This window comes from Arthrobacter sp. 05N425, assembly GCF_056397125.1.
This window is the reverse complement of sequence record NZ_JBFTMU010000002.1, coordinates 194,290-214,637: the sequence shown is the minus strand read 5'-3', so window position 1 is coordinate 214,637 and position 20,348 is coordinate 194,290. Positions and strand designations below refer to the sequence as shown.

Genomic DNA, 20,348 nt, shown 5'->3' with positions numbered 1-20,348 from the left:
AGCACGTCCCGTGATCTGCATCACGGGGGTAGCCGGCGCTTGTGTCCGGGATTCCGGACAGTTGGCAGACTGATGCCCACGCTCCCGCCCGATTCTTCCGCAGCCGGCCGGCACCCGTTTCGACGGTTCCCTGCCGGTTCGACGCTAGGAAACGTCCGGTGTGCACGGAACCGTCGAAACGGCGGGGGAACCGCGCCGGATAGCCGCCGTTTACCTCCCGGAAACAAACCCGACACGCGCCCTTCACGAAGGGACGATTTCTGTAACTTCCCCGCAACGTTGCGCCCGACTGCCTGAAACACGCCGCCGGGAGGATTGAACCCGGTTGGGGACCGGCGGCGAGGTGTCCCGGTACGGCGATTTGTTGGAAGGGAACGCAGGTGGAACTCACCGCGGGAAACGTCTGGATCATGTTCTCGGCAGCCCTAGTGCTGCTGATGACCCCCGCCCTCGGGCTCTTTTACGGCGGCATGACCCGGGCCAAGGCCTCCCTGAACATGATCATGATGAGCTTCGTCTCGGCCGGCATCGTGGGTGTCGTTTGGGTACTCTGGGGCTACTCGATGACCACCGGCAAGGGCTTCCTGGGCATCTTCGGGGATCCCTTCGCCAACTTCGGGCTGGCCAGGCTCATGGGCTCCCCCGACCTCCTCAAGGCCGGCTTCAGCGCAACCTTCGCGATCATCACCGTCGCCCTGATCAGCGGCGCCATCGCCGACCGCGCCAAGTTCACCGCCTGGGCGCTCTTCGTTCCGGTTTGGATCACCGTCGTCTACTGCCCGCTGGCCTTCATGGTCTGGGGCGGCGGGCTGATGAGCGCCGGCGGTGCCGTGAGTTCCGTCTTCGGCCAGGTGATCGACTTCGCCGGCGGCACCGTGGTGGAAATCAGCTCCGGCACCGCCGCCCTGGTCCTGGTCCTGATCCTGGGCAACCGCCACGGCTTCGGCAAGGACCCGGCACACCGCCCGCACAACATCCCGTTCATCATGCTCGGCGCCGGGATCCTCTGGTTCGGCTGGTTCGGCTTCAACGCCGGTGCCGCGACGACGGTGGAACAGGCGGGCCTGATCTGGGTCAACACCCTCGCCGCCCCCGCGGCCGCCATGCTGAGCTGGCTCGTGGTCGAAAAGGTCCGCCACGGCCACCCCACCTCGCTCGGTGCGGCCTCCGGCGTGGTGGCCGGCCTCGTCGCGATCACTCCCTCCTGCGCCAACGTCAGCCCGCTCGCCGCCGTCGGACTGGGCCTGGTGGCCGGCGCCGCCTGCTGCGTGTTCGTGGACTTGAAGTACAAGTTCGGCTTCGATGACTCGCTCGACGTCGTCGGCGTCCACCTCGGCGGCGGGCTGATCGGCACGCTCGCGCTCGGCCTCATCGCCCTGCCGGCGGACGGACATGGCGGAGGGCTCTTCTACGGCGGCGGCCTGCACCAGCTGGTCGCCCAGACGGTCGCCGTGCTGATCACTGTCACGCTGTCCGGCCTGGCCACGGCGGTCATCGGGCTCGCGATCCACAAGGCCGTCGGTTTCCGTGTCAGCCACGAAGCCGAGGTGGCCGGCGTGGACCGCTCCGAGCACGCCGAAACCGCCTACGAATTCGACGGCCTGGCCCACAGCCGCTTCAACCCGTTCGGCCACCACGCCCAGGCGCACCACGCCGCCGCTGCACCGCACGGCCAGCAGGAGCGCGTCAAGGAAGACAGCCTCGCCTAAGCGCGGCCGGGCACGGAGCACGGCCGAATCAACCGCCTGACAGAATGGCCTCATGGAACTCGCCCTCGGACTGCTGGTTCTCGTGGCCGTTGTCTGTGCCGGCAGCGCACTGGGCCGGAAGCTCAACGTTTCCGTTCCCCTRCTGCTGGTGCTGGCCGGCGTCGCGGGGTCCTTCCTCCCCTTTGTCCCGCGCATTGAGCTGAACCCGGAGCTGGTCCTCGTCGGGCTGCTGCCCCCACTGCTTTACGCCGCCGCCTTGCGGACCTCGCTCTTCGATTTCGGTTCCAACCGCCGCGCCATCGCGCTGCTCTCGGTGGGCTACGTCATCTTCGGAACCCTCGCCGTCGGCTTCGTGGTCTGGTGGCTGTTCCCGGAAATCCCGCTGGCCGCCGCGATCGCCCTCGGCGCCGTCGTCGCACCGCCCGATGCCGTGGCCGCGACGGCCATCGCCCGGAAGGTGGGCATGCCCCGCCGGATTGTTACCATCCTGGAGGGCGAATCCCTGGTCAACGACGCCACCGCGCTGGTCTGCCTGCGCGCCGCCATCGCGGCGATCGCCGGGACCGTGTCCGCGGCCGGGATCGCCGGCGGCTTCCTGCTCGCGGCCGGCGGCGGGCTGGTGGTCGGACTGGCTGCCGCCTACGTGCTGACCGAGCTCCGCAAGCGGATCCGCAACGTCGCGATCAACACCTCGACGTCGCTGATGGCCCCGTTCGTCGCCTACCTTCCGGCCGAGGCGATCCACGCTTCCGGTGTCCTCGCCGTCGTCGTCACCGGGCTCGTAATGGGAACCAAAGCGCCTTCCATGCCCAACGGCGCGGCCCGGCTGAGCCAGCGAAGTAACTGGAACACGGTGCAGTTCCTGCTGGAAAACTCCGTGTTCCTGCTGATCGGACTGCAGGTCCGGACCATCATCGAGGGCATCCAGGACGACTCGCTTGGCGCCGGCCGGATCTGGGCGGGCTGCGCGGTGATTCTGCTGGCGGTGTTGCTGCTCCGGCCGGTGTGGGTCGTCCCGGCGACATACCTGCCCCGGCTGATTCCGAGCGTGCGGCGCGATGACCCGGCGCCGCCGTGGCAGTTCGCCGCGATCGTGTCCTGGGCCGGGATGCGCGGGGTGGTGACGCTGGCCGCGGTGCTGGTGCTGCCCGCGGACCTGGAGCACCGGTCCGTGCTGATCCTGGCCGCGATGGTGGTGGTCGGCGGGACGCTGGCGTTGCAGGGCTTCACCCTGCCGGCACTGGTCCGGCTGCTCCGGGTCCAGGGCCCGGACCAGCGCGAGGATGCCCTGAACCAGGCGTCCCTGATGCAGCTGGCTACCGCGGCCGGGGTGGAGCGGCTGCAGGAACTGCGCACCGACAACGACCCGCCGGAGGTGGTGGCCATGCTCAAGCGGCGCACCCAGGAGCGCGGGCTGGCGGCCTGGGAGCGGCTCGGCCGGCCGACCTCGGAGGCCGCGACCCCCAGCCAGCGCTACGCCCAGCTGCGGCTCGCCATGCTGGAAGCGGAACGGGCCAAGGTGCTGGAACTGCGGCGCGGCGGCGCCTACGCCCACGAGGTTCTCAGCGAGGTTCTGGACCGGCTGGACGTTGAGGAGTCCATGCTGGACATCTCGCTTGAGGAGCTGGACACCCCCGCCGAGGGCGGCGGCGAAGGGATCGCGAGGCCCGGCGGGGTATGCGGCCACCTCGAGTCCGCACCCGACCCTGACGTTCCGCGCGAGCCCTTCTGCGCGGACTGCCGCCGCGAAGGCACGACGCCGGTGCACCTCAGGATGTGCCTGGCGTGCGGGAACGTGGGCTGCTGCGATTCCTCCCCCGGCACGCACGCCTCCCGGCACTTCGAAGCGACCGGCCACCCCGTCATGCGCAGCATCGAACCGGGCGAGGACTGGCGCTGGTGCTACGAGGACGACCTGCTCGGGTGATGCCAAGTCCGCCCGCCGCGCGTACCCTCGGTTTGTGGACATTGTTGAGTTTCTGTCCGAGCGCATTTCCGAGGACGAGGCGGCAGCCCGGACACTCCTCAGCGACCGGACCGTCTCCAAATCCGGCGAATGGTACGAACAACGGCTGCTGCTCGAATGCGAGGCAAAGCGGAGGCTGATCGGCGTCGTCGAAGCGGCTCGGCAGTCGGCGCTGGCCTCGATGGTCAGCGACTCACTCCAGGAGGCCCACTGGGCGCCGCGGTCGCTGGACTGGATGGAGCGCTCCCTGCAGGCCTTGGCGTTGCCCTATTACGACCACCCGGACTTCGAGCAAGGCTGGTTGCACCCCTGAACTGCGGCCCGCCACGCCCGGCCCGCGTCCCCTGAAATATCCGCGGCCGGGATGCCGTTAGCCCGGATATGACAACAATCGGAATCATCGGTGCAGGACACATTGGCAGCCAGCTCGCCCGGAAGGCGGTCCAGCTCGGCTACGACGTCGTGATCAGCAACTCCCGGGGGCCGGAAACCCTGGCGGAACTCGTCGCCGAACTGGGCCCGCATGCCCGCGCGGCAACCGCGGCGGAGGCTGCGGCGGCCGGCGATTTCGCCGTCGTCACGGTCCCGCTGAAGAACATCAAGGACATCCCGGCGGAACCGCTTGCGGGCAAGATCGTGGTCGACACGAACAACTACTACTGGGAGCGCGACGGACGGTTCCCGGCGCTCGACAACGGCGAGGCCACCACCTCGGGGCTGCTCCAGGAGCACTTGCCCAAATCCAAGGTCGCCAAGGGCTTCAACCACATCATGTCCACCCAGATCGCCACCGACGGCACCCCGGCCGGTACGGAGAACCGCCGCGCACTGGCCACCGCGAGCGACTTCCCGGAGGCGGCGGAGCTTGTGACGCGGCTCTACGACGAGTTCGGCTTCGACACCGTCAACATCGGCCCGCTCTCCGAAAGCTGGCGCGTGGAACGGGACCGCCCGGCCTAYGTCGTCCGCCAGAATGCGGCCGARCTGCGGGAAAACCTGGCGAAGGCGCCGCGCACCGTCCGCGCGCACTAGCCCGCCGAGGTGACAGTTCACGGCAGTGTTCCGCCTGGACACTGCCGTGAACTGCCACTTCGTGCAGCCTGAACGGCCGGGTTCACCGTGGCGTGCGGCCGAGGGACGGTGCCCGCTTCGGCCAGGCAACGACCAGCAGCCACACGGACCACACCAGGATCAGGGCTATTCCTGCCAACGTGGGAATGGTGTTTGCCGCCGAGAATCCCTCGGAGCCGATGATCCAGCCCTGGGCAAGGTAGGCCAGCCCGGAGACCGCCATCGGATATCCGGCCAGTCGGGCGGTCCCGCCCGCGCCGACAACCACGGCGCCGGTCAGGACCAGCGCGGCGCCCAGCACATAGCTCTGGTAGCTCCGCATGCCCCACTCCAGCCACCGGACACCCTCGGCGGTCGCAAAGCGGGCTGCCTTCTCCGGTTCCGCCGCGGCAGCCCAGGCGTCCACGGCCTGCTTGAGGGCCACCCCGTCGACGGCCTGCAGCGCGGCGTACAGCGCCAGCGCGGTCACGGCCGCAACAGCACCGAACCGCGCCGCCCAGGCGATCGGCCCCTCCGGCGCCTTCAGCATCATCAGCAGGACCAGCAATCCGGCGACCAGAAGCGCCATACCGGCGAACTGACCCAGGTGGACCGCGGTCCAGATGCCGCTTCGGGCGTACTCGGCGAAGGTCGCCGGGTGGTCGTTCGCGCTGGCGGAATCGGCATGAAACAGCCCGGCAACCACGGAGACCGCGAAGCCGGCAAACGCCAGGGCGGAGCCTAGGCGCAACCGGGCAGGTGGCGGCTGCCCCGGTTCGGCAGAATCCGCCGGCCGCGGGCTTTGGCTGCCCTCGGTTCCCAACTTTTTCATGGGCATCGCCCGCCTCGTGCCGACGCGCAATTGCGCGATGGGTTCTTCTAATCGCAGGCTACGCTGGTTGGACGTTCGGGACCACAGCGTTCTAGCCGCGCTTCCAGAGCCGGCGCCACCAAGGCCGTTGCGGTTCCGGCTCGGCCGGGGCCACGACGGCGGCCCGGGCCGCCCGGCGGTCGCGCCAGCGGGCCACCTCGGCGTCGACGTCGCGGGTCTTGGTGATGACCGGGGGGCCGCCTTGGAGCTGCCGGCGGGCGTCGACCACGCGGGCGTTGAAGTCGGCCAGGATATCGCGCACCTGTTTCTCCGTGAACTGGGCATCCAGGCGGGCGTCGAGTCCGGCGTCCTCCGTGCGGAGCAGGATCGCCGCCGGGCCCAGGCCGGTGAGGTTCTCGCGCTGGAGCAAACCCTTCACCCACCAGTCCGGGTCGTAGACTTCGCCGAGGCCCGGGATGGGTTTGCCCGCGTACTTCAGGTTGTCGAACTTCCCCTGCGCCATGGCGTCGCGGATCAGGTATTCGGCCTTGGCGGCGTCGTCTACCTTTGCGCGTTTTTGCCGGAGTTCCTCCTCGGCGGCGCTCAACTCGTCGTTCTCCTGGACCGTGCTGCCGCTGGCCCGGATGGAGCGCAACTCGGCCGCCCGTTCCACCCGGCGCCGGAACGCCGAGCCTCCCCCGCCGCTCATGAGCCACCGTCCTTCCCGGCTGCCGGAATCCCAAATCTGGGTTCAAGTATGCGCAAATCAAGGCGGCGGCAAAAGGTGCGGCAGCGATGAGACGGGAACCTAACCCCCCGGTAACGCGGCGTTAATCCGCCCGTGCGAGGCTGGTGACTTCGGATTAGCACAGAACCCTTCCTGCACAGCAGATCCCAAGGAGTCTCAGCCGTGAACAGCCAAGAGCACAATCCGTCCGACAGCCCCCTGCCCTCCAGCGGCGGCGCTTCGCCCCACGAGCTGAGCAGCACGCACGTCACCCATGTCCGGGAAGACGTGGCCATGGCCGGCCGCTGCGCCAACGTCCATCTGCCCACCGGGCGCACCTGCACCCTGCCGGTCCGCCACCCGGGCGCGTGCAGCTTTGTCGGACCCGAGGAAGCGGAGACCATCGCAGTCCACTAGGCTCGCAACCGCGCGGGCACCCCGCGAAAACGGCCCCGCAAAAACGGCCCGCCCGCGGCACAGCCGCAGTTTTCTGCAAGGAAAAACGGCACCCTCGGCCGGGTGCGCCGTCCCACAGCTATGATCAGATTTTTAGCAGCCGATCTAGCTGAGGGAGATCAGGTGCCCCGTGAGGCCCTGCGGCTGCGCTCCGAAAGCGCGCCGTCTGAAGAACCACCCGCCGCCAACACCAGTGCGGCACCGCCATCCCGCCCTGCGCCACTCGACGCCACGTCGCTGACCCGAGCGGGTATTGCCGGCTGGGCCGCCCGGCTGGGACCCCCGGGCCGGAGGCGCCCAGGTCCCGTCGGCTGGCCCACGTGGGCGGCATCGCCGCCATCGCCGCCCTGGTCCTGTACCTGGCCTGGCGCCTGCTGTTCACTCTGCCGTCCGGCGAGTGGAACCTGACCATCGCCTGGATTCTGTTGACCTTCGAGGCCCTGCCGCTGGCCGGCCTGGTCCTGAAGGCGTGGTCCGTGTGGAACATCGACAGCCACCCGCCGGCCCCTGTGGCCGAAGCCCCCAACGGCATGCGGGTGGCAGTCCTGATCCCCACGTACAACGAGCCCATCGAAGTCCTAACGCCCACGGTGGCGGCGGCCTGTGAGCTTGCCCCGGCGCACGAAACGTGGGTTCTCGACGACGGTGACCGACCCTGGGTGGAGGAAATGTGCGCGGCCTACGGCGCCCGGTATGTCCGCCGCGAGGTCCACGACCATGCCAAGGCCGGCAACATGAACCACGCCCTGGGCCTTATGGCCGCAGACCGTGCCGCGGGCGGCCCCGGCATCGACATCATTGCGGTGCTCGACTGCGATCATGTTCCGCTTCCGACTTTCCTCACCGCTACCCTGGGCTGGTTCGAGGACCCAGAGGTCGCCCTGATCCAGGGTCCGCAGTCGTTCTACAACGGCGGCGCGTTCGACGACGATGGCATCACCGGCGAGCAGGGCACTTTCTTCAACGTCCTCATGGCCTCCCGTAACGTCCCCGGCGCAGGACCGTTCTGGTGCGGGTCGACGTCGTTGTTGCGTGTGAGTGCGCTGGAAGAGGTGGGCGGCGTCGCCACCGAAACCATCACCGAGGACATGCACACCACGCTGAAACTCATCCGGCGCGGCTGGCGGACCGTCTACCACCACCAGACCCTCGCCGTCGGGCTTGCACCGGCTACGCCGGACCAGTACCTGCTGCAGCGCCGGCGCTGGGGCATGGGGGCGATGCAGATCCTCGTGCACGAGAAGTTGTGGGCTGCAAAGGGCTGGATGTCGTGGCGGAATTACCACGAGTACCTCAACGGCACGCTGTGGTGGCTGGAGGGCATCGCAACGCTTGTGGCCTTCCTGATTCCGGTCCTGATCATGGTTTCCGGGGCGCAGACCTCCACCGCCGGGCCCCTTTTGTTCCTCGGGGTCTTCCTGGTCATGTTCACAGTGCGGCTTTGGGGTTCGAAGCAACTCATGCGGAACGAAATCCACTGGCCCACAGCCTTCGCTTTGCGGATCTTCCGCGTACCGGTGGGCCTGGCATGTTTCTGGTGGCTTATGTCCCGCAACGTCCTCGAGTTCCAGGTCACGCCTAAGGGAGCCGCGGATTCACGGCTCCGCGGCCGCACGCCACGCATCCTAATCGTGATGGTTGTCCTGATCACCGCAGTCATTCTCTACGCTGCGGCCGGGCTGGCCGGACTGGTTCCCTGGCGCACCACGGCAGGTTCCACGGTGGCGTCGGGCGCCTGGCTGGTGCTGGCCGGCGCTGTTCTGGTTCTGGGCACACGGCGGATCCGGGCCGTCGAATTCGCTACCTCCCGCCGCAACGCCTATCGCGTGGAAGTCGCGGCGCCGGTGGAGGCAGCGGGCACCAGGGGTGAACTGCTGGACATTTCAGTGGGTGGCGCGGCCGTCCGTTTCCCGCACGGAACACTTCCAGCGTCCGGCGTGATCATGCTCCGGCTGCCGGAGGCGGACCCGGTCCCGCTGCGGGTCGTCAGGCTCACGGAGCAACCGGACGGATCCCAGGTCGCCTCCCTGCGGGCAGCCGACGACGACTGGGCCGTCCACCGTGCGCTCTCGCTGTGGATCTTCCACACGCCCGCCGGGGCGCTGCCCGAATTCCCGCCCGGAGTACCCGCTGCCGCGTCCCTGCGGGGGCGCTGACAACAGGCCCCTTGGCCCCTCGCCGCGCGCAGCGAGATGACAGTTCGCGGCGGTGTTGCGCCCAAACATTGCCGCGAAGTGCCATCTCGGGGGCTTTTCAGTTGTTCAGGCAGAGCACGAAGCCGGGGAAGACATGGCGGCCGGGACGCCCGCCGACGACGTCGATCGCCCGGCCGAGCTCCTGCAGCTGGTCCACCGACATCTGCAGCGGCGGTTCGTCCGGCTGGTGGGTGGTGTAGATCGGGTAGTCGACGCCGGGTTCCCGCGACATTTCGATGTGGCAGCCGATGACATGGCTGACGGGGTGCGCGGCGCAGAATCGGATCAGCCGGTCGATCGTGTCCACAAACGCCGGCCAGTCGTGGATGTAGAGGCGCCCGGGGTAAACGGTGTCTCCGGTGAGCAGGATGCCGGTGTACGGGTCGTGGAAGGTGACGGCGGCGCTGTGGTGTCCCGGGCTGGGCCAGCACTTCAGGACCCGGCCGCCCAGGTCCACCTGGGCCCGCCGGTCTGCGGGACCGCCGGCGGGACCGCCGTCGTCGTCCCCAAATCCGAAGAACTCCCACGCGCTGCGCTGCTCAGCATCCACCACAAGGGTGCCCGGCCGGCCCGCGAACTGGGCATCGCCCGCAACATGGTCACCGTGCGGATGGGTGTGCAGGACCAGCAGCCCATAGCCCTCACGGGGGTGCGCGGCCAGCCAGGTGTCGATCAGTCCGTCGACGACGCGGCGCAGCGGGAAGAACTCCGCGGAGGCCGTGGCGCCGGTGTCGATCAGCACGGCCCGGGCATTGCCGAACAGCAGGAACATGAACGGCGCCTCGTAATTGACCGCCATATTCTGGCGCAGCACGAAGGTGTGCGCGTCATAGGCGTGCACCTGGATGTCGGGGTCCGTGTTGTGTTTCGCCGACTCCGAGCCGTGGATCCAGGACACGTTGAGGTCACCGGGACGGGGCACGTCGGAGGTGAAGTCGATCGCTGCGGATGCTCCCATGGCTACAGTCCCGGCAGGACTTGTTCGCGGACCTGCTTGCGGAGGATTTTGCCGAGCATGGAGCGGGGAAGATCCGGCACCGGGACGATCCGGCGCGGGACCTTGTAGCCGGCGAGGTGCTCGCGGCAGTGGGCGCGGAGGGCGTCTTCGTCCAGTGCGGTGCCCGGTTCAAGTTCGACGACGGCCACCACCATTTCTCCGCCGCGCTCCAGCGGCTTGCCCACGACGGCGGCGTCCCTGACATCCGGGTGCAGGCGCAGCACCGCTTCCACCTCGGTGGGCGACACGTTGAAACCGCCGGTGATGATGAGTTCCTTGGCCCGGTCCACCACGGTGGTGAAGCCGTCCGGGTCCACGGTCACGACGTCGCCGGTGCGCAGCCAGCCGTCGGCGGTGAGGGTTTTCGCGGTTTCCTCGGGGTTGTTCCAGTAGCCCTGGAAGACCTGTGGCCCCTTGATCAGCAGCTCGCCAGGCTGGCCCTGCAGGACCTCCACGGTCGGGTCGTCGACGTCGACCACCTTCATCAGGGTCGACGGGAAGGGGACGCCGATGGTCCCGGTGCGGCGTGTGGGGTGGAAGGGGTTGCCGAGCGCCACCGGAGAGGACTCCGTCATGCCGTAGCCCTCCACGAGCAGGCCGCCGGAGACGGATTCCCAGAGCTCCACGACATGGTCCGGCAAGTTCATGGCGCCGGAGATGCAGTACCTGCAGGAGCGCAGCGAGACGCCCTTCTCCTTCGCGGCCATCGCGGTGCGCTCGTAGATCGGCGGGACCGCGCAGTACACGGTGGCGGGCGACTTCTTCATCGCGTCCAGCACCAGGTCCGGGTCGAACTTGGGGAAGAGGACCAGCAGGCCCTGTTTGCGGATGCCGTAGGTCAGATACAGCGTCATGCCGAAGGCGTGGAACATCGGCAGGATCGCGTAGAACACTTCCTTGCGGTACTCCGCGCCGGCCATCCAGGCTTCCCCCTGCAGGGCGTTGGAGTACAGGTTGAAGTGGGTGAGCATCGCACCCTTGGGCCGCCCGGTGGTGCCCGAGGTGTACTGGATCGCGGCGAGGTCGTTCACCGAGGGACGCGGGTGCGCGGGGTCGATCCTGCCGTGGCCCAGGAGCTGCTTCCACGGCGTGGTTCCCGGCGCTGGGGCGGTCAGCGAGGCCCGCGCTTCGCGCAGCTTCTTGACCGGCAGGGCCAAGGCCAGGCGCTTGGCCGCAGGGAACGCCTCAAGCAGGTTGACCGAGACCACGTGGTCGATTTCGATGTCTGCGGGGAACTCGCGGATGGCGGCGGCGGCCTTGTCCCAGGCGATCACGACGCGGGCCTGGTGGTCCTCGAACTGGTGCCGCAGTTCGCGGGAGGTGTAGAGCGGGTTATGTTCGACGACGACGGCGCCCAGGCGCAGCACCGCGTAAAAGGCGACGACGTGCTGCGGGCAGTTCGGCAGGATCAGCGCGACCCGGTCGCCGGCCCGGACACCAAGTCGGCGAAGCCCCTCGGCGGCCCGGTCCACCTGCTCGCCGAGCTCCGAGTAGCTGGTCCGGCGGCCGAAGAATTCCAGCGCGGGGGCGGTTCCGGCCTCGGCCACGGACCGCTCCAGCATCGCGACGAGCGACTCCGTGGGCAATTCGATCTCGGCCGGGACGCCCGGCTGGTAGTTCTTCACCCAGGGCTGCTGGTCGGTATGCTCCATGCCCACATCATTTCGCGAACTCCGGGCTGAGGGCGAATCCCGGGCCCCGCCCACCCAACTAGCTGGCAGTAGTTGTCGTTATGAGCCCTCAAAACGTCAACTACTGCCAGTCAGTTGGGCGTCCTACAGCGCGGACCAGCCGCCGTCGGACGCAAGGATGGCACCGTTGACGTTGGTGCCGTCGTCGCTGAGCAGGAAGGTGATCGAGGCCGCCAGCTGCGCCGCTGTGGCCGGGGTCGGGATGTTGGCGCCCATCAGCGGGCCCAGCCGCTCGGCGGCCAGCTGGGAGCCCCAGTCGGCGACGATGTTGGTGATCGTTGCCCCGGGCGCCACCGCGTTGAAGCGCAGCCCCTTCGGCCCGTACATCACCGTGGAGTTCTTGGTCAGGCCGACGACGGCGTGCTTGGACGCGGTATAGGCGGCGCCGGCGGCGGACCCCCGCAGCCCGGCCTCGGAAGTCACATTGACCACGGAGCCGGTGCCGGCCTCGAGCATCAGCGGCACAACGGCGCGGGTCAGGCGCTTCAGGGCGGTGACGTTGATCCGGAAGACCCGCTCCCAGACGGCGTCGTCCACCTCGTGGATCGGGGCGAAGTTGTCCATGATGCCTGCGACGTTCGCGAGCGCGTCCACGCGGCCGCCCGCGGCGGCCACGACGGCGGCGACCGTTTCCTCGGTGGAGATGTCGCCGGCCACCGGCACAAGATCCAGACCCGCGTTCCGGGTCACGAGGTCATCCAGACGTTCCTTGCTGATGTCCGCCGCGATGACCTTGCCGCCCTCCTTCGCGACGCGCAGCGCGGTGGCCAGGCCGATGCCGGAGCCGGCGCCCGTGACGATAACGGTCCTGCCGGCAAAACGGCCCGGAGTGATGGTTTCCTGCCATGAAGCTTCGTTGCCCATGATGTCCTTCCAGACGTAGATGACGGTGACGACTGCGCAAGGTCCCGCCGTCGTAGTTTGACGGGAGGGCGCACGGTTGTCCACAGTGGGTCAGTGCTCTTGAACGTTGAACAAAGCGCCCCGGGCACCCGTGCCCCCGGCACCCGCCCGCCGCGGCAGCAAATTGCGGCCCTCGTCGGTTTTCTGGCGGCTTCCTTGGCCGTATCGCTAATCGGTTCGCTGCCGATCAGGATGAACAGCGACTGGTACGCGGCCGCGGACACGGCGCCGTGGACCCCGCCGGGGTGGATGTTCGGCTCGGCGTGGCTGGTACTTTACGCGGCCATGGCCGTGGCGGCTTGGCTGGTGTGGCGGCAACGGCTCTTCCCGCGCCGCGCGGCGCTCAGAGTCTACGGCGGGCTGCTGCTGCTGAACCTTTTGTGGCCGCTGATGTTCTTCGGCCTTTATCCGGTGATGGGCACCGCGGCCCTGTGGCTGGCGCTGCTTGTGATCGCCGCCCACGCCGCGTTCGCGACCGTGGCCGTGCTGCACTTCGGGCCGATCAGCACGACTGCCGGGGTGCTGATGCTGCCGTACGTTTCGTGGCTGGTGTTCTCGGCCAGCCTGAACCTGTACGCGGCCTTGAACAACTAGTTCAAACCCAGAGGACGACGGCGGGCTGAGTTCCGCCGTCGTCCTCCTGGTTAACGCTGTGGCACGTTCGCCCGTCGCTCAGGCGTTGGCGTGCTCGGCGAGGATCGCGTCCACCTGGCCGAGGGCGCCCTTCATGCCCTCCTCCATTCCCATGGCGACGATCTTCTCCATCTGCTCCTCCGTCTCGAAGGTGGACAGCACGGTCATCCGGGTGCGGTCGCCGGTCGGCTCCAGCGTCACGACGCCATGGATCGTGCCCATCTCGGCCACCGGCTCGCCATTGTCGTCCGAGAAGCCGTCGTCGAACTCCAGGCCGCGCGGGGCATCGATGGCGACAAAGCGCCACCAGCCGCGGGCTTTCTCCCCGTCCGGTCCCGTCATGTAGTAGCTCGCCTCGCCGCCGGGGACAAAGTCGTGCTTCTCGAAGGTGGCCGGCCAGGTGGGCGGGCCCCACCAGCGCTCGAGCTGGCGCGGATCCGCCCAGATCTGCCAGACGCGCTCGACGCCGGCGTCGAACTCCGCGACGACGCTGAGGCTCAGGGCCTCAAGATTCTTGACTGAACTGATGACTGTCATGTCGAACCCTTCCTATGCTTCTGCTTCGGTGCCTTCTGCCTTGCCTGCTGACTTCTGGTTGGTTTGTGGATCCGCTTGCCCCAGCAACTCGGCGATCCGTTCGGTCCGCTGCCGCCAAATGACCTCGTACTCATCGAGCAGACTGCGGGCCTTGTGCAAGCCCGCGTGGTTGGCCCGCACGATCTGCTCCCTTCCGCGTTTCTCCTTGGTCACCAGGGAAGCGCGTTCCAGCACCGCCACATGCTTCTGTACGGCGGCGAAACTCATGGCGTAGAGCGCGGCGAGCCCGGAAACGGAGTACTCCCCCACCGTCACGCGGCGCACGATGTCCCGGCGGGTCGAGTCGGCGAACGACTGGAACAAGCGGTCGACTGCTTCGTCACTCAACTGATCTACAACCATTTGGTTGTAGAATAGGCCCGCGCCAAAGGAGTGTCAATGGGTGGCCGTGCGCCTCACCCCAGGAACGTCCGGTGGATGTCGCTGCCGTAGCGGCCGATGATGTCCCGCTTGGCTCTCCTGAAAGCTTCGAGGTCTCCGGCGTGGCCGTGCTGCTCCACGCGGCGCCGGGCTAGCTCGTCCGCGATCACGTCCAGGAAGAGTTCGGCCAACAAAAGGCGCGCCGAATCGCGGAAGCGTCCACGGCCGTCAACGTACAGCTGGACCGTGGGCGCGGCGGTGTTGATGATGACCTTCCGTTCGTCCACGCTGTAGACGGCACGGTCGGCACTGTTGTGCAGGCTGCGGAACTCGTAGCCGGTGAAGAGGTCGACGCCGTGGTCCCGGCTCGGGCGGCGGGCCTCCGGGTGCGCCGCCGGCTGCACCGGCGCATCGGCGGGCACCGCATGATGCGGGGGCTGGTCGGCGCTGCGGTGCGAGGCGTGTTCGGCGATGACGATTTCGCACAACGCCCAGTAGTCGCCGGCCCGGACGGTCACCTGGCCCCGTTCGTCCGGCCGCTCCCCCGTCACGGTCCATTCGAGCCGCCGCGCTTCCCCCAGCGCGCCGACGGCGATCGGGACAGGTTCCGGGTCGATCCGCAGCGTGCCGGGCAGGTCCACCTCGAACGTGAGCATTCCGTCGGGCAACCGGGCCGGATCCAGCAGCAGGGAAACACGGAACGGATGCCCCGGCGGACGGTAGTAGAAGGGGGTGGTGAAGCGCAACGCCGCGGGCCGCTCCCCCGCAGGGGAGCCGCCACCGGGCGCCGGGGAGGTTTCCAGGCCCAGGTCGACGACGGCGGCCTCGTTCATGTGCTGCAGCAGGTGCTCGATCATTTCGGCGGTGCGCCCGGAGGTGGTGGCGCGCTCAAGATGCGTGAGCTTTTCCTTCTCGGCCTGCACGGCGCCGGCGATCATCCGGCTGACGGCCTCGGAAAACGCCGCCACAAAGGGGTCCCGGGGGTTCAGTCCCTCGCGTTCGTCGCTGATGATCGCCCGGCCGCGGCCCAGCATCCCGGTCAGCGCGTCGCAGGATACGACGCCGAAGAGGTATTCGGTGCCCACCTGGTTTTCGAACGCGAACAGCTGGCAATCCAGTGCGGCCATCCCGGACAGAACGACGAGGCCGTTGGTGCGCTCGTCTCCCTTGAGTGTCAGCTCGGTCCCTGTGGCGCGTTTCAACGTCAGGGTGAACGGATACGCCCGGCCTTCAAAGCTGACGCTTCCGCCCTGGTCCGGGCCGAGCAGCAGGTCCGCCGGCGGCTCCTGGAACCTGACCGGCTCGCTTCGGTGGTCGCCCGATCCGGGCTGGCCGTGCTCCAGCTCCACGCTGCGCCGGCCCAGCACCGCACGCAGGTAGAAGTTGTCGGACAGGGACTGCAGCAGGGTGCTGTACTGGGTGATCCGGACGCGGGGATTGTCGACGACGATGCTCACCCGGGTGCCGCTGGCAGCCGGTGCTTCGTCGATCCCCAGCCGGGCGTAGTCGGCCGGGAACGCGCGGCGGTCCTCGCCGCCGTCGTCGTAGAGGTAGCCGCCGTTCTCGCCGCGGAAGACGTCGATCCGGGTGAAGCGGCCGCCCTGGATGGTCTCGATCCAACCGTGGCCCAGGCCGAAGATCGCTTGCTTGAGGCCGCGGCCGAAGTAGCCGCGGCCGTCACCCTCGCCGCGCGCGAGCGGGCTGTGCGCGCCGCCGTAGCTGAGGATCCGGCCGGCCTGATCGAAGGACATCCCTTCCGCCTGGTCGCTGACCATCAGCACGGCCCCGGTGAGGTGCCGCTCGTACCGGACATGGATCCGGCCACTGACGTGGGCGCCGGCCTTTTCGAGCCGCGCGTAGCTGTCGTCGCTGTTGGTAATCAGCTCCACGAGCGCTTTCTCCACCGAGGCGAAGCGCCGCGAGTCGATCCCGATCACGCGCTGGTCCACTTGGATTTCGGCAACCGTCATGCTGATTCCCTCGCTCACAACTGAAGTTGTTGCCGGCCGTTCCTCAACCCGTAGCCGCAGGTCCGGCCCGATACGTGGAGCGTAGCAGTTCCGGGCTATTTGGCGCGGGTGTGCGAAATCGAGGCAGCGGCGAGGGCGGTCGGCTGCTAGTGCGAGGCGGGCCTGGGAACCGAGGCTTCCAGGTCGTCCGTCCCAAGTTCTGCCGGGCTCTCGATAAAGCCGCTCAGCCACGCGACGGCGTCGGGCCGAGAGGTGAAGAATTCGTGAGGGTATTTTGTGTCCCGGCTCGTGGCAGCGGCCACGACGCGGTCGACAGCGCTGGAGCCAAGGACCGCAATGGCGAGAACGTCGACAGACTTGGCGAACTCGTACCGGGCGGCGGCGCTGATTTCCACGTCAGTCATGACGGAGAGCATCGGCATCTGCCGGCCCTGGCTGATCAACTCGGTGGCCCGCATGGCATCCCGGGCGTCACCGACGTCGACAAACGAGCCGGGGGCCCAGACGGACTCGATGATGCCGTCGCTGATGCGGAGGGAATTCTTCCCGTTCGCGGCGCGGATTGGTTCTGGCATCATCTGGCCAATTCTAGGCGCGCTCAGTCCGCTCGCGTGGACAACACGGCGCAGAAGCGTGCCTCCATCCTCGACCCTTTGCCGGCAAAGCCGCCGCCATGGGGGAAGCCGGCTGTTTACCAGCCCTCCATCAAGGGTTCATTACCGATAAGTAACTTGGGGTGGTCCTGTTGAGAACCATCCATTGAGAGGCTCCCCCATGAGCGCGACTCGAACCCGAGGCATCCTCACGGCCGCCGCAGCCTTCGTCCTGGCGGCGTCCGCAATCGGCGGCACGGCGGCAGCCCAGGCCGCCGGCACCAACGATCGGCCCAACGCAAACAGCGCCGGTTCCGGCAGCCACCGCGAAACGGACAGCGCGCTGGCCGAGGCCTTTAACGGCGTCGACCGCAGCACGAACTGGCAGCAGACCGGCAAGCTGAAGCTGAAGTTTCCGACGTACCACACGGAAGGAATCGCTTTCAGCCAGGAGCACATCTTCCTCTCGGCCGTGCAGATCATCGAGCCGACCACAAAGTTCCCGTCCCCGCAGGGAGGATTCGACCGCACGGCGGGCAAGGGCGTCGGCCACCTGTTCGTCATGGACAAGGCCGGGAATCTGCAGAAGGACATCATCCTGGGCGAGGGCGACATGTACCACCCCGGCGGCATCGACTTCGACGGCGCCAACGTCTGGGTCCCTGTTGCCCAGTACCGGCCCAGCAGCAGCGCCATCATCTACCGGGTGGACGCAAAAACCCTCGACGTGCACAAGCAGTTCGAGGTGAAAGACCACTTCGGCGGCATCGTCATGGACAAGCAGACCGGCCACCTCGTGGGCAACACCTGGGGATCGCGGCGCTTCGCCGAATGGGACCTGCGCGGCAGGCAGCTCTCCACCTGGCAGAACCCGAACTATTTCATCGACTACCAGGACTGCCAGTACGTGCCGACCTCGAAGATGCTCTGTGGGGGCATCACCAACCTCCCGCAGGCCCCCGGAGCTGGCGGCCCCGGCGCCAGCTACGAACTCGGCGGGATGGCCATGATCGATCTCAAGACCCGCAGCGTGACCCGCGACGTCCCGTTCCAGCAGTGGTCCACCGCCGGGCACGTGGCAACCCGCAACCCGTTCAAAATGACCGCCGACGGGAACCACCTCACCTTGAAGCTGGCCCCGGACAACGGTGACGAGGGCAACGGCACCGAGATCCTCACCTACGAAGCCACCGTCGCCCCCGCCAAGTAGCGCGCCCAACGCCTTGGAAAAGAAACGATTGGATACCCCCTTGCAGCACTTCTCCCCTAACCGCTTCACCCGTAAACGCTTCGTTGCCGCCACGAGCGCCACCGCTCTGGCGGCATCGGCGCTGGCCGCCGGCCTGATCGGCGTTGGCGTGGGCCCGGCATCCGCCGGCGAAAAACACGAAGGAACCGCAACGCCGATCAAGCATGTGGTGGTGATCTTCCAGGAAAACGTCTCGTTCGACCACTACTTCGCCACCTATCCGAAGGCCGCCAACATTCCCGGTGAAACCCAGCAGGGCACCGGCACCAAGGCGGCTGCGTTCACCGCGGCCAAGAACACGCCGAAGAAGATCAACACGCTCGCCACCGCGGGCCTGCTGGCTCCGGACAACCCGAACGCCGCGCAGCCGGCCCGGCTTTCGCCAATGCAGGCCGTCACCTGCGACCAGGACCACAACTACGGCGCCGAGCAGAAGGCCTACAACGGCGGCGCGATGGACAAATTCGTTGAGTACACCAGCCGGGACTCCTGCGGTACCAACCAGTACGGCCGCCCCGGGTTGACGATGGACTACTACGACGGAAACACCGTCACGGGCATCTGGAACTACGCCCAGAACTACGCTATGAGCGACAACCACTTCAGCACCGTATTCGGGCCCTCCACCCCGGGCGCGCTCAACCTGGTCTCCGGCCAGACCCACGGGGCCACCGAATACACTGCTGCCGGGCAGCCCGTGGCCACGCCGGCGGGCGGCAGCAGCACTGTCCGCCAGCCAGACGCGAACGGCGTTGGCACGGTCATCAACGACCCGGACCCGGTCTATGACGATTGCTCGAACAACAGCCACGCCAAGGCTGGCAACCTGGCCGGCCTGAACGGCAAGAACATCGGCGACCTGCTCAGCGCAAAGGGCACGTCCTGGGGCTGGTTCCAGGGCGGCTTCACACCGACCACGCCCGCGACCGGAACCACCCCGGCGTCGTGCCTGTCCAGCCACACGAACGCCGCCGGCGCCAGCGTCGTTGACTACTCCCCCCACCACCAGCCGTTCCAGTACTACGCGTCCACCGCCAACCCGCACCACGTGGCGCCGGCGTCGGACGCAGAGATCGGCCACAACGGCAGGGCCAACCACCAGTACGACCTCACCGATTTCAACAAGGTGGTCAATACCGACAACATGCCGGCCGTCTCCTTCCTGAAGGCGGGGATGTACCAGGACGGCCACGCCGCCTACTCCGACCCGGTCGACGAGCAGAAGTTCATCACCAACACCGTCAACCAGATCCAGAAGTCCAAGAACTGGGAGAACACGGCCGTGGTGCTCGCCTACGACGACTCGGACGGCTGGTACGACCACGTCGCCGCCCAGGTGAAGAACTCTTCCAACAGTGCCGACGACGCCGCGTGGTGCCAGAGCGCCGCGGCCAGCGGCGTCCCGATGGCCGGCGGTTATGCCGACCGCTGCGGCCCGGGCCCGCGCCAGCCGCTGGTCGTTATTTCCCCCTTTGCGAAAAAGAACTTCGTGGACCACACCGAGACTGACCAGGCCTCGATCCTGCGTTTCATCGAGGACAACTGGCACACCGGCCGGATCGGCGACGCCTCCGCCGACGCCACCGCCGGCTCGGTGAATGGCATGTTCAACTTCAACAAGCAGCGCACCGGCAAGGTGCTGCTCGACGAACAGACCGGCGCGGTTGCGTCGATCACCAACAACGACGGCGACCCCAGCCGCCGGAGGTAACACGCGCCGCGACCTGCCGAAGGCGGGCGGCCATCCAGAGACGCCACCCGGCGATGGCCGGGTGGCGTCTCTGTGCTGGCTCATGGAAGCGCAATACCCGCCTCCAGGAATCAAACACCCTAGGATCTTCGACATGGAGACCTTCCTCTGGCCAGGCTGCGCGTCCGATCCCCAAGGTGAACCCAAGGTCGCCGTGCTTGTCCCGGGGGCGGGCTACAAAGTCGAATCTCCCCTACTGTTCTGGCCCGCGGAGCAGCTGAAGGACCGCGGATGGCAAGTTCACGGAATCCGCTGGACCGAGGACGACGAGCCCGGCGATGATCCCCGCGGCTTCGCCGCCCGGGCGGTCGAACAAGCGTTTGCCGGGGCCCCGCGCGCCGCCGAACGGCTCATCGTGGCCAAATCATTTGGAACCCTCGCTATTCCTTGGGCAGAAGAGGCTCAAGTACCGGGTGTTTGGCTTACGCCTATCCTCACGGATGGGGTGATTCGGAGAACGCTTACCGGCACTCGGAAACGTGATCTGCTGATCGGCGGCTCCAAAGACAAGCTATGGGTTATCGACGGCTTATCCGAGACTGCAGGCACGTTCGTCGAAATCCCGGGTGCCGACCACTCCCTGCAAATTCCGAACGATTGGCGCGCTTCCCTGTCGTCCCAAGTCCAGGCGTTCACTGCTGTCGAGAGCTTTCTGGCCGGCTAAGGCCGACGCCCTGGCCCAGCCCCGCGC

General features: G+C 67.7%; 19 protein-coding genes. 10 read left to right on the top strand and 9 right to left on the bottom strand.

The window, feature by feature from the left end; all coding sequences use genetic code 11:
• Positions 1 to 380 precede the first annotated feature (380 nt).
• The 4 genes from AC1DGE_RS04250 to AC1DGE_RS04235 all read left to right on the top strand — a co-directional run bounded on the left by AC1DGE_RS04250 (position 381) and on the right by AC1DGE_RS04235 (position 4,707).
• Positions 381 to 1,709 carry an ammonium transporter gene (locus AC1DGE_RS04250; RefSeq protein WP_441416740.1) on the top strand — a complete coding sequence of 443 codons (1,329 nt, stop codon included), beginning with the start codon at positions 381 to 383 and terminating at the stop codon, positions 1,707 to 1,709.
• 52 nt (positions 1,710 to 1,761) lie between these two features.
• Positions 1,762 to 3,636 carry a Na+/H+ antiporter gene (locus AC1DGE_RS04245; RefSeq protein WP_476916976.1) on the top strand — a complete coding sequence of 625 codons (1,875 nt, stop codon included), beginning with the start codon at positions 1,762 to 1,764 and terminating at the stop codon, positions 3,634 to 3,636.
• Between the two features lie 34 nt (positions 3,637 to 3,670).
• A complete protein-coding gene (locus AC1DGE_RS04240) occupies positions 3,671 to 3,988 on the top strand; it encodes a DUF6221 family protein (RefSeq protein WP_175323884.1) in 318 nt (105 codons plus the stop codon).
• Positions 3,989 to 4,056: 68 nt separating this feature from the next.
• Positions 4,057 to 4,707 carry an NADPH-dependent F420 reductase gene (locus AC1DGE_RS04235; protein ID WP_441416738.1) on the top strand — a complete coding sequence of 217 codons (651 nt, stop codon included), beginning with the start codon at positions 4,057 to 4,059 and terminating at the stop codon, positions 4,705 to 4,707.
• An 82-nt stretch (positions 4,708 to 4,789) separates the two neighbouring features.
• Here AC1DGE_RS04235 and AC1DGE_RS04230 read toward each other — a convergent pair whose 3' ends face one another.
• Positions 4,790 to 5,476, bottom strand: coding sequence for a hypothetical protein (locus tag AC1DGE_RS04230; RefSeq protein WP_476916975.1), 687 nt, complete (start codon positions 5,474 to 5,476; stop codon positions 4,790 to 4,792).
• A 172-nt stretch (positions 5,477 to 5,648) separates the two neighbouring features.
• Entirely contained in the window at positions 5,649 to 6,245 is a 597-nt protein-coding gene (locus tag AC1DGE_RS04225) for a DnaJ family domain-containing protein (RefSeq protein ID WP_441416736.1), read from the bottom strand.
• A 201-nt stretch (positions 6,246 to 6,446) separates the two neighbouring features.
• Here AC1DGE_RS04225 and AC1DGE_RS04220 point away from each other — a divergent pair, with 201 nt between their 5' ends.
• Both AC1DGE_RS04220 and AC1DGE_RS04215 read left to right on the top strand, forming a co-directional pair.
• Positions 6,447 to 6,680 (top strand): hypothetical protein, encoded by a 234-nt coding sequence (locus tag AC1DGE_RS04220; protein WP_441416735.1) that lies wholly within the window; start codon positions 6,447 to 6,449, stop codon positions 6,678 to 6,680.
• A gap of 359 nt (positions 6,681 to 7,039) precedes the next feature.
• Positions 7,040 to 8,875 carry a glycosyltransferase family 2 protein gene (locus AC1DGE_RS04215; protein ID WP_476891975.1) on the top strand — a complete coding sequence of 612 codons (1,836 nt, stop codon included), beginning with the start codon at positions 7,040 to 7,042 and terminating at the stop codon, positions 8,873 to 8,875.
• 97 nt (positions 8,876 to 8,972) lie between these two features.
• Here AC1DGE_RS04215 and AC1DGE_RS04210 read toward each other — a convergent pair whose 3' ends face one another.
• The 3 genes from AC1DGE_RS04210 to AC1DGE_RS04200 all read right to left on the bottom strand — a co-directional run bounded on the left by AC1DGE_RS04210 (position 8,973) and on the right by AC1DGE_RS04200 (position 12,466).
• Positions 8,973 to 9,872 carry an MBL fold metallo-hydrolase gene (locus AC1DGE_RS04210; RefSeq protein WP_441416733.1) on the bottom strand — a complete coding sequence of 300 codons (900 nt, stop codon included), beginning with the start codon at positions 9,870 to 9,872 and terminating at the stop codon, positions 8,973 to 8,975.
• A 2-nt stretch (positions 9,873 to 9,874) separates the two neighbouring features.
• Positions 9,875 to 11,563: a long-chain-fatty-acid--CoA ligase gene (locus tag AC1DGE_RS04205; RefSeq protein WP_476916974.1), complete on the bottom strand. Its 1,689-nt coding sequence runs from the start codon at positions 11,561 to 11,563 to the stop codon at positions 9,875 to 9,877.
• A 123-nt stretch (positions 11,564 to 11,686) separates the two neighbouring features.
• The gene (locus AC1DGE_RS04200; RefSeq protein WP_476891974.1) at positions 11,687 to 12,466 is read right to left on the bottom strand and encodes an SDR family NAD(P)-dependent oxidoreductase; all 780 of its coding nucleotides are present in this window, start codon (positions 12,464 to 12,466) and stop codon (positions 11,687 to 11,689) included.
• Positions 12,467 to 12,559: 93 nt separating this feature from the next.
• Between AC1DGE_RS04200 and AC1DGE_RS04195 the strand changes: the two genes are divergently transcribed.
• A complete protein-coding gene (locus tag AC1DGE_RS04195) occupies positions 12,560 to 13,099 on the top strand; it encodes a TspO/MBR family protein (protein ID WP_476891973.1) in 540 nt (179 codons plus the stop codon).
• A 78-nt stretch (positions 13,100 to 13,177) separates the two neighbouring features.
• Here the strand turns inward: AC1DGE_RS04195 and AC1DGE_RS04190 are convergent, their stop codons facing one another.
• From AC1DGE_RS04190 to AC1DGE_RS04175, 4 genes are all read right to left on the bottom strand, one after another.
• Entirely contained in the window at positions 13,178 to 13,675 is a 498-nt protein-coding gene (locus tag AC1DGE_RS04190; protein ID WP_441416729.1) for an SRPBCC family protein, read from the bottom strand.
• 12 nt (positions 13,676 to 13,687) lie between these two features.
• Positions 13,688 to 14,077, bottom strand: a complete 390-nt coding sequence (locus AC1DGE_RS04185) for an ArsR/SmtB family transcription factor (RefSeq protein WP_476916973.1) — start codon at positions 14,075 to 14,077, stop codon at positions 13,688 to 13,690.
• Between the two features lie 53 nt (positions 14,078 to 14,130).
• Positions 14,131 to 16,065 carry an ATP-binding protein gene (locus AC1DGE_RS04180; protein ID WP_476916972.1) on the bottom strand — a complete coding sequence of 645 codons (1,935 nt, stop codon included), beginning with the start codon at positions 16,063 to 16,065 and terminating at the stop codon, positions 14,131 to 14,133.
• Between the two features lie 146 nt (positions 16,066 to 16,211).
• Complete coding sequence (locus tag AC1DGE_RS04175) at positions 16,212 to 16,643, bottom strand: DUF7793 family protein (protein WP_441416726.1); 432 nt, start codon at positions 16,641 to 16,643, stop codon at positions 16,212 to 16,214.
• A gap of 196 nt (positions 16,644 to 16,839) precedes the next feature.
• On the opposite strand from AC1DGE_RS04175, the gene AC1DGE_RS04170 reads away from it, so the two are divergent.
• The 3 genes from AC1DGE_RS04170 to AC1DGE_RS04160 all read left to right on the top strand — a co-directional run bounded on the left by AC1DGE_RS04170 (position 16,840) and on the right by AC1DGE_RS04160 (position 20,321).
• A complete protein-coding gene (locus AC1DGE_RS04170) occupies positions 16,840 to 17,868 on the top strand; it encodes a DUF6454 family protein (protein WP_441416725.1) in 1,029 nt (342 codons plus the stop codon).
• Positions 17,869 to 17,896: 28 nt separating this feature from the next.
• On the top strand, positions 17,897 to 19,618 hold the full coding sequence (locus AC1DGE_RS04165; RefSeq protein ID WP_476916971.1) for a phospholipase C: 1,722 nt from the start codon (positions 17,897 to 17,899) through the stop codon (positions 19,616 to 19,618).
• 133 nt (positions 19,619 to 19,751) lie between these two features.
• The gene (locus AC1DGE_RS04160; protein WP_441416723.1) at positions 19,752 to 20,321 is read left to right on the top strand and encodes an acyl-CoA dehydrogenase family protein; all 570 of its coding nucleotides are present in this window, start codon (positions 19,752 to 19,754) and stop codon (positions 20,319 to 20,321) included.
• Positions 20,322 to 20,348: the final 27 nt, after the last annotated feature.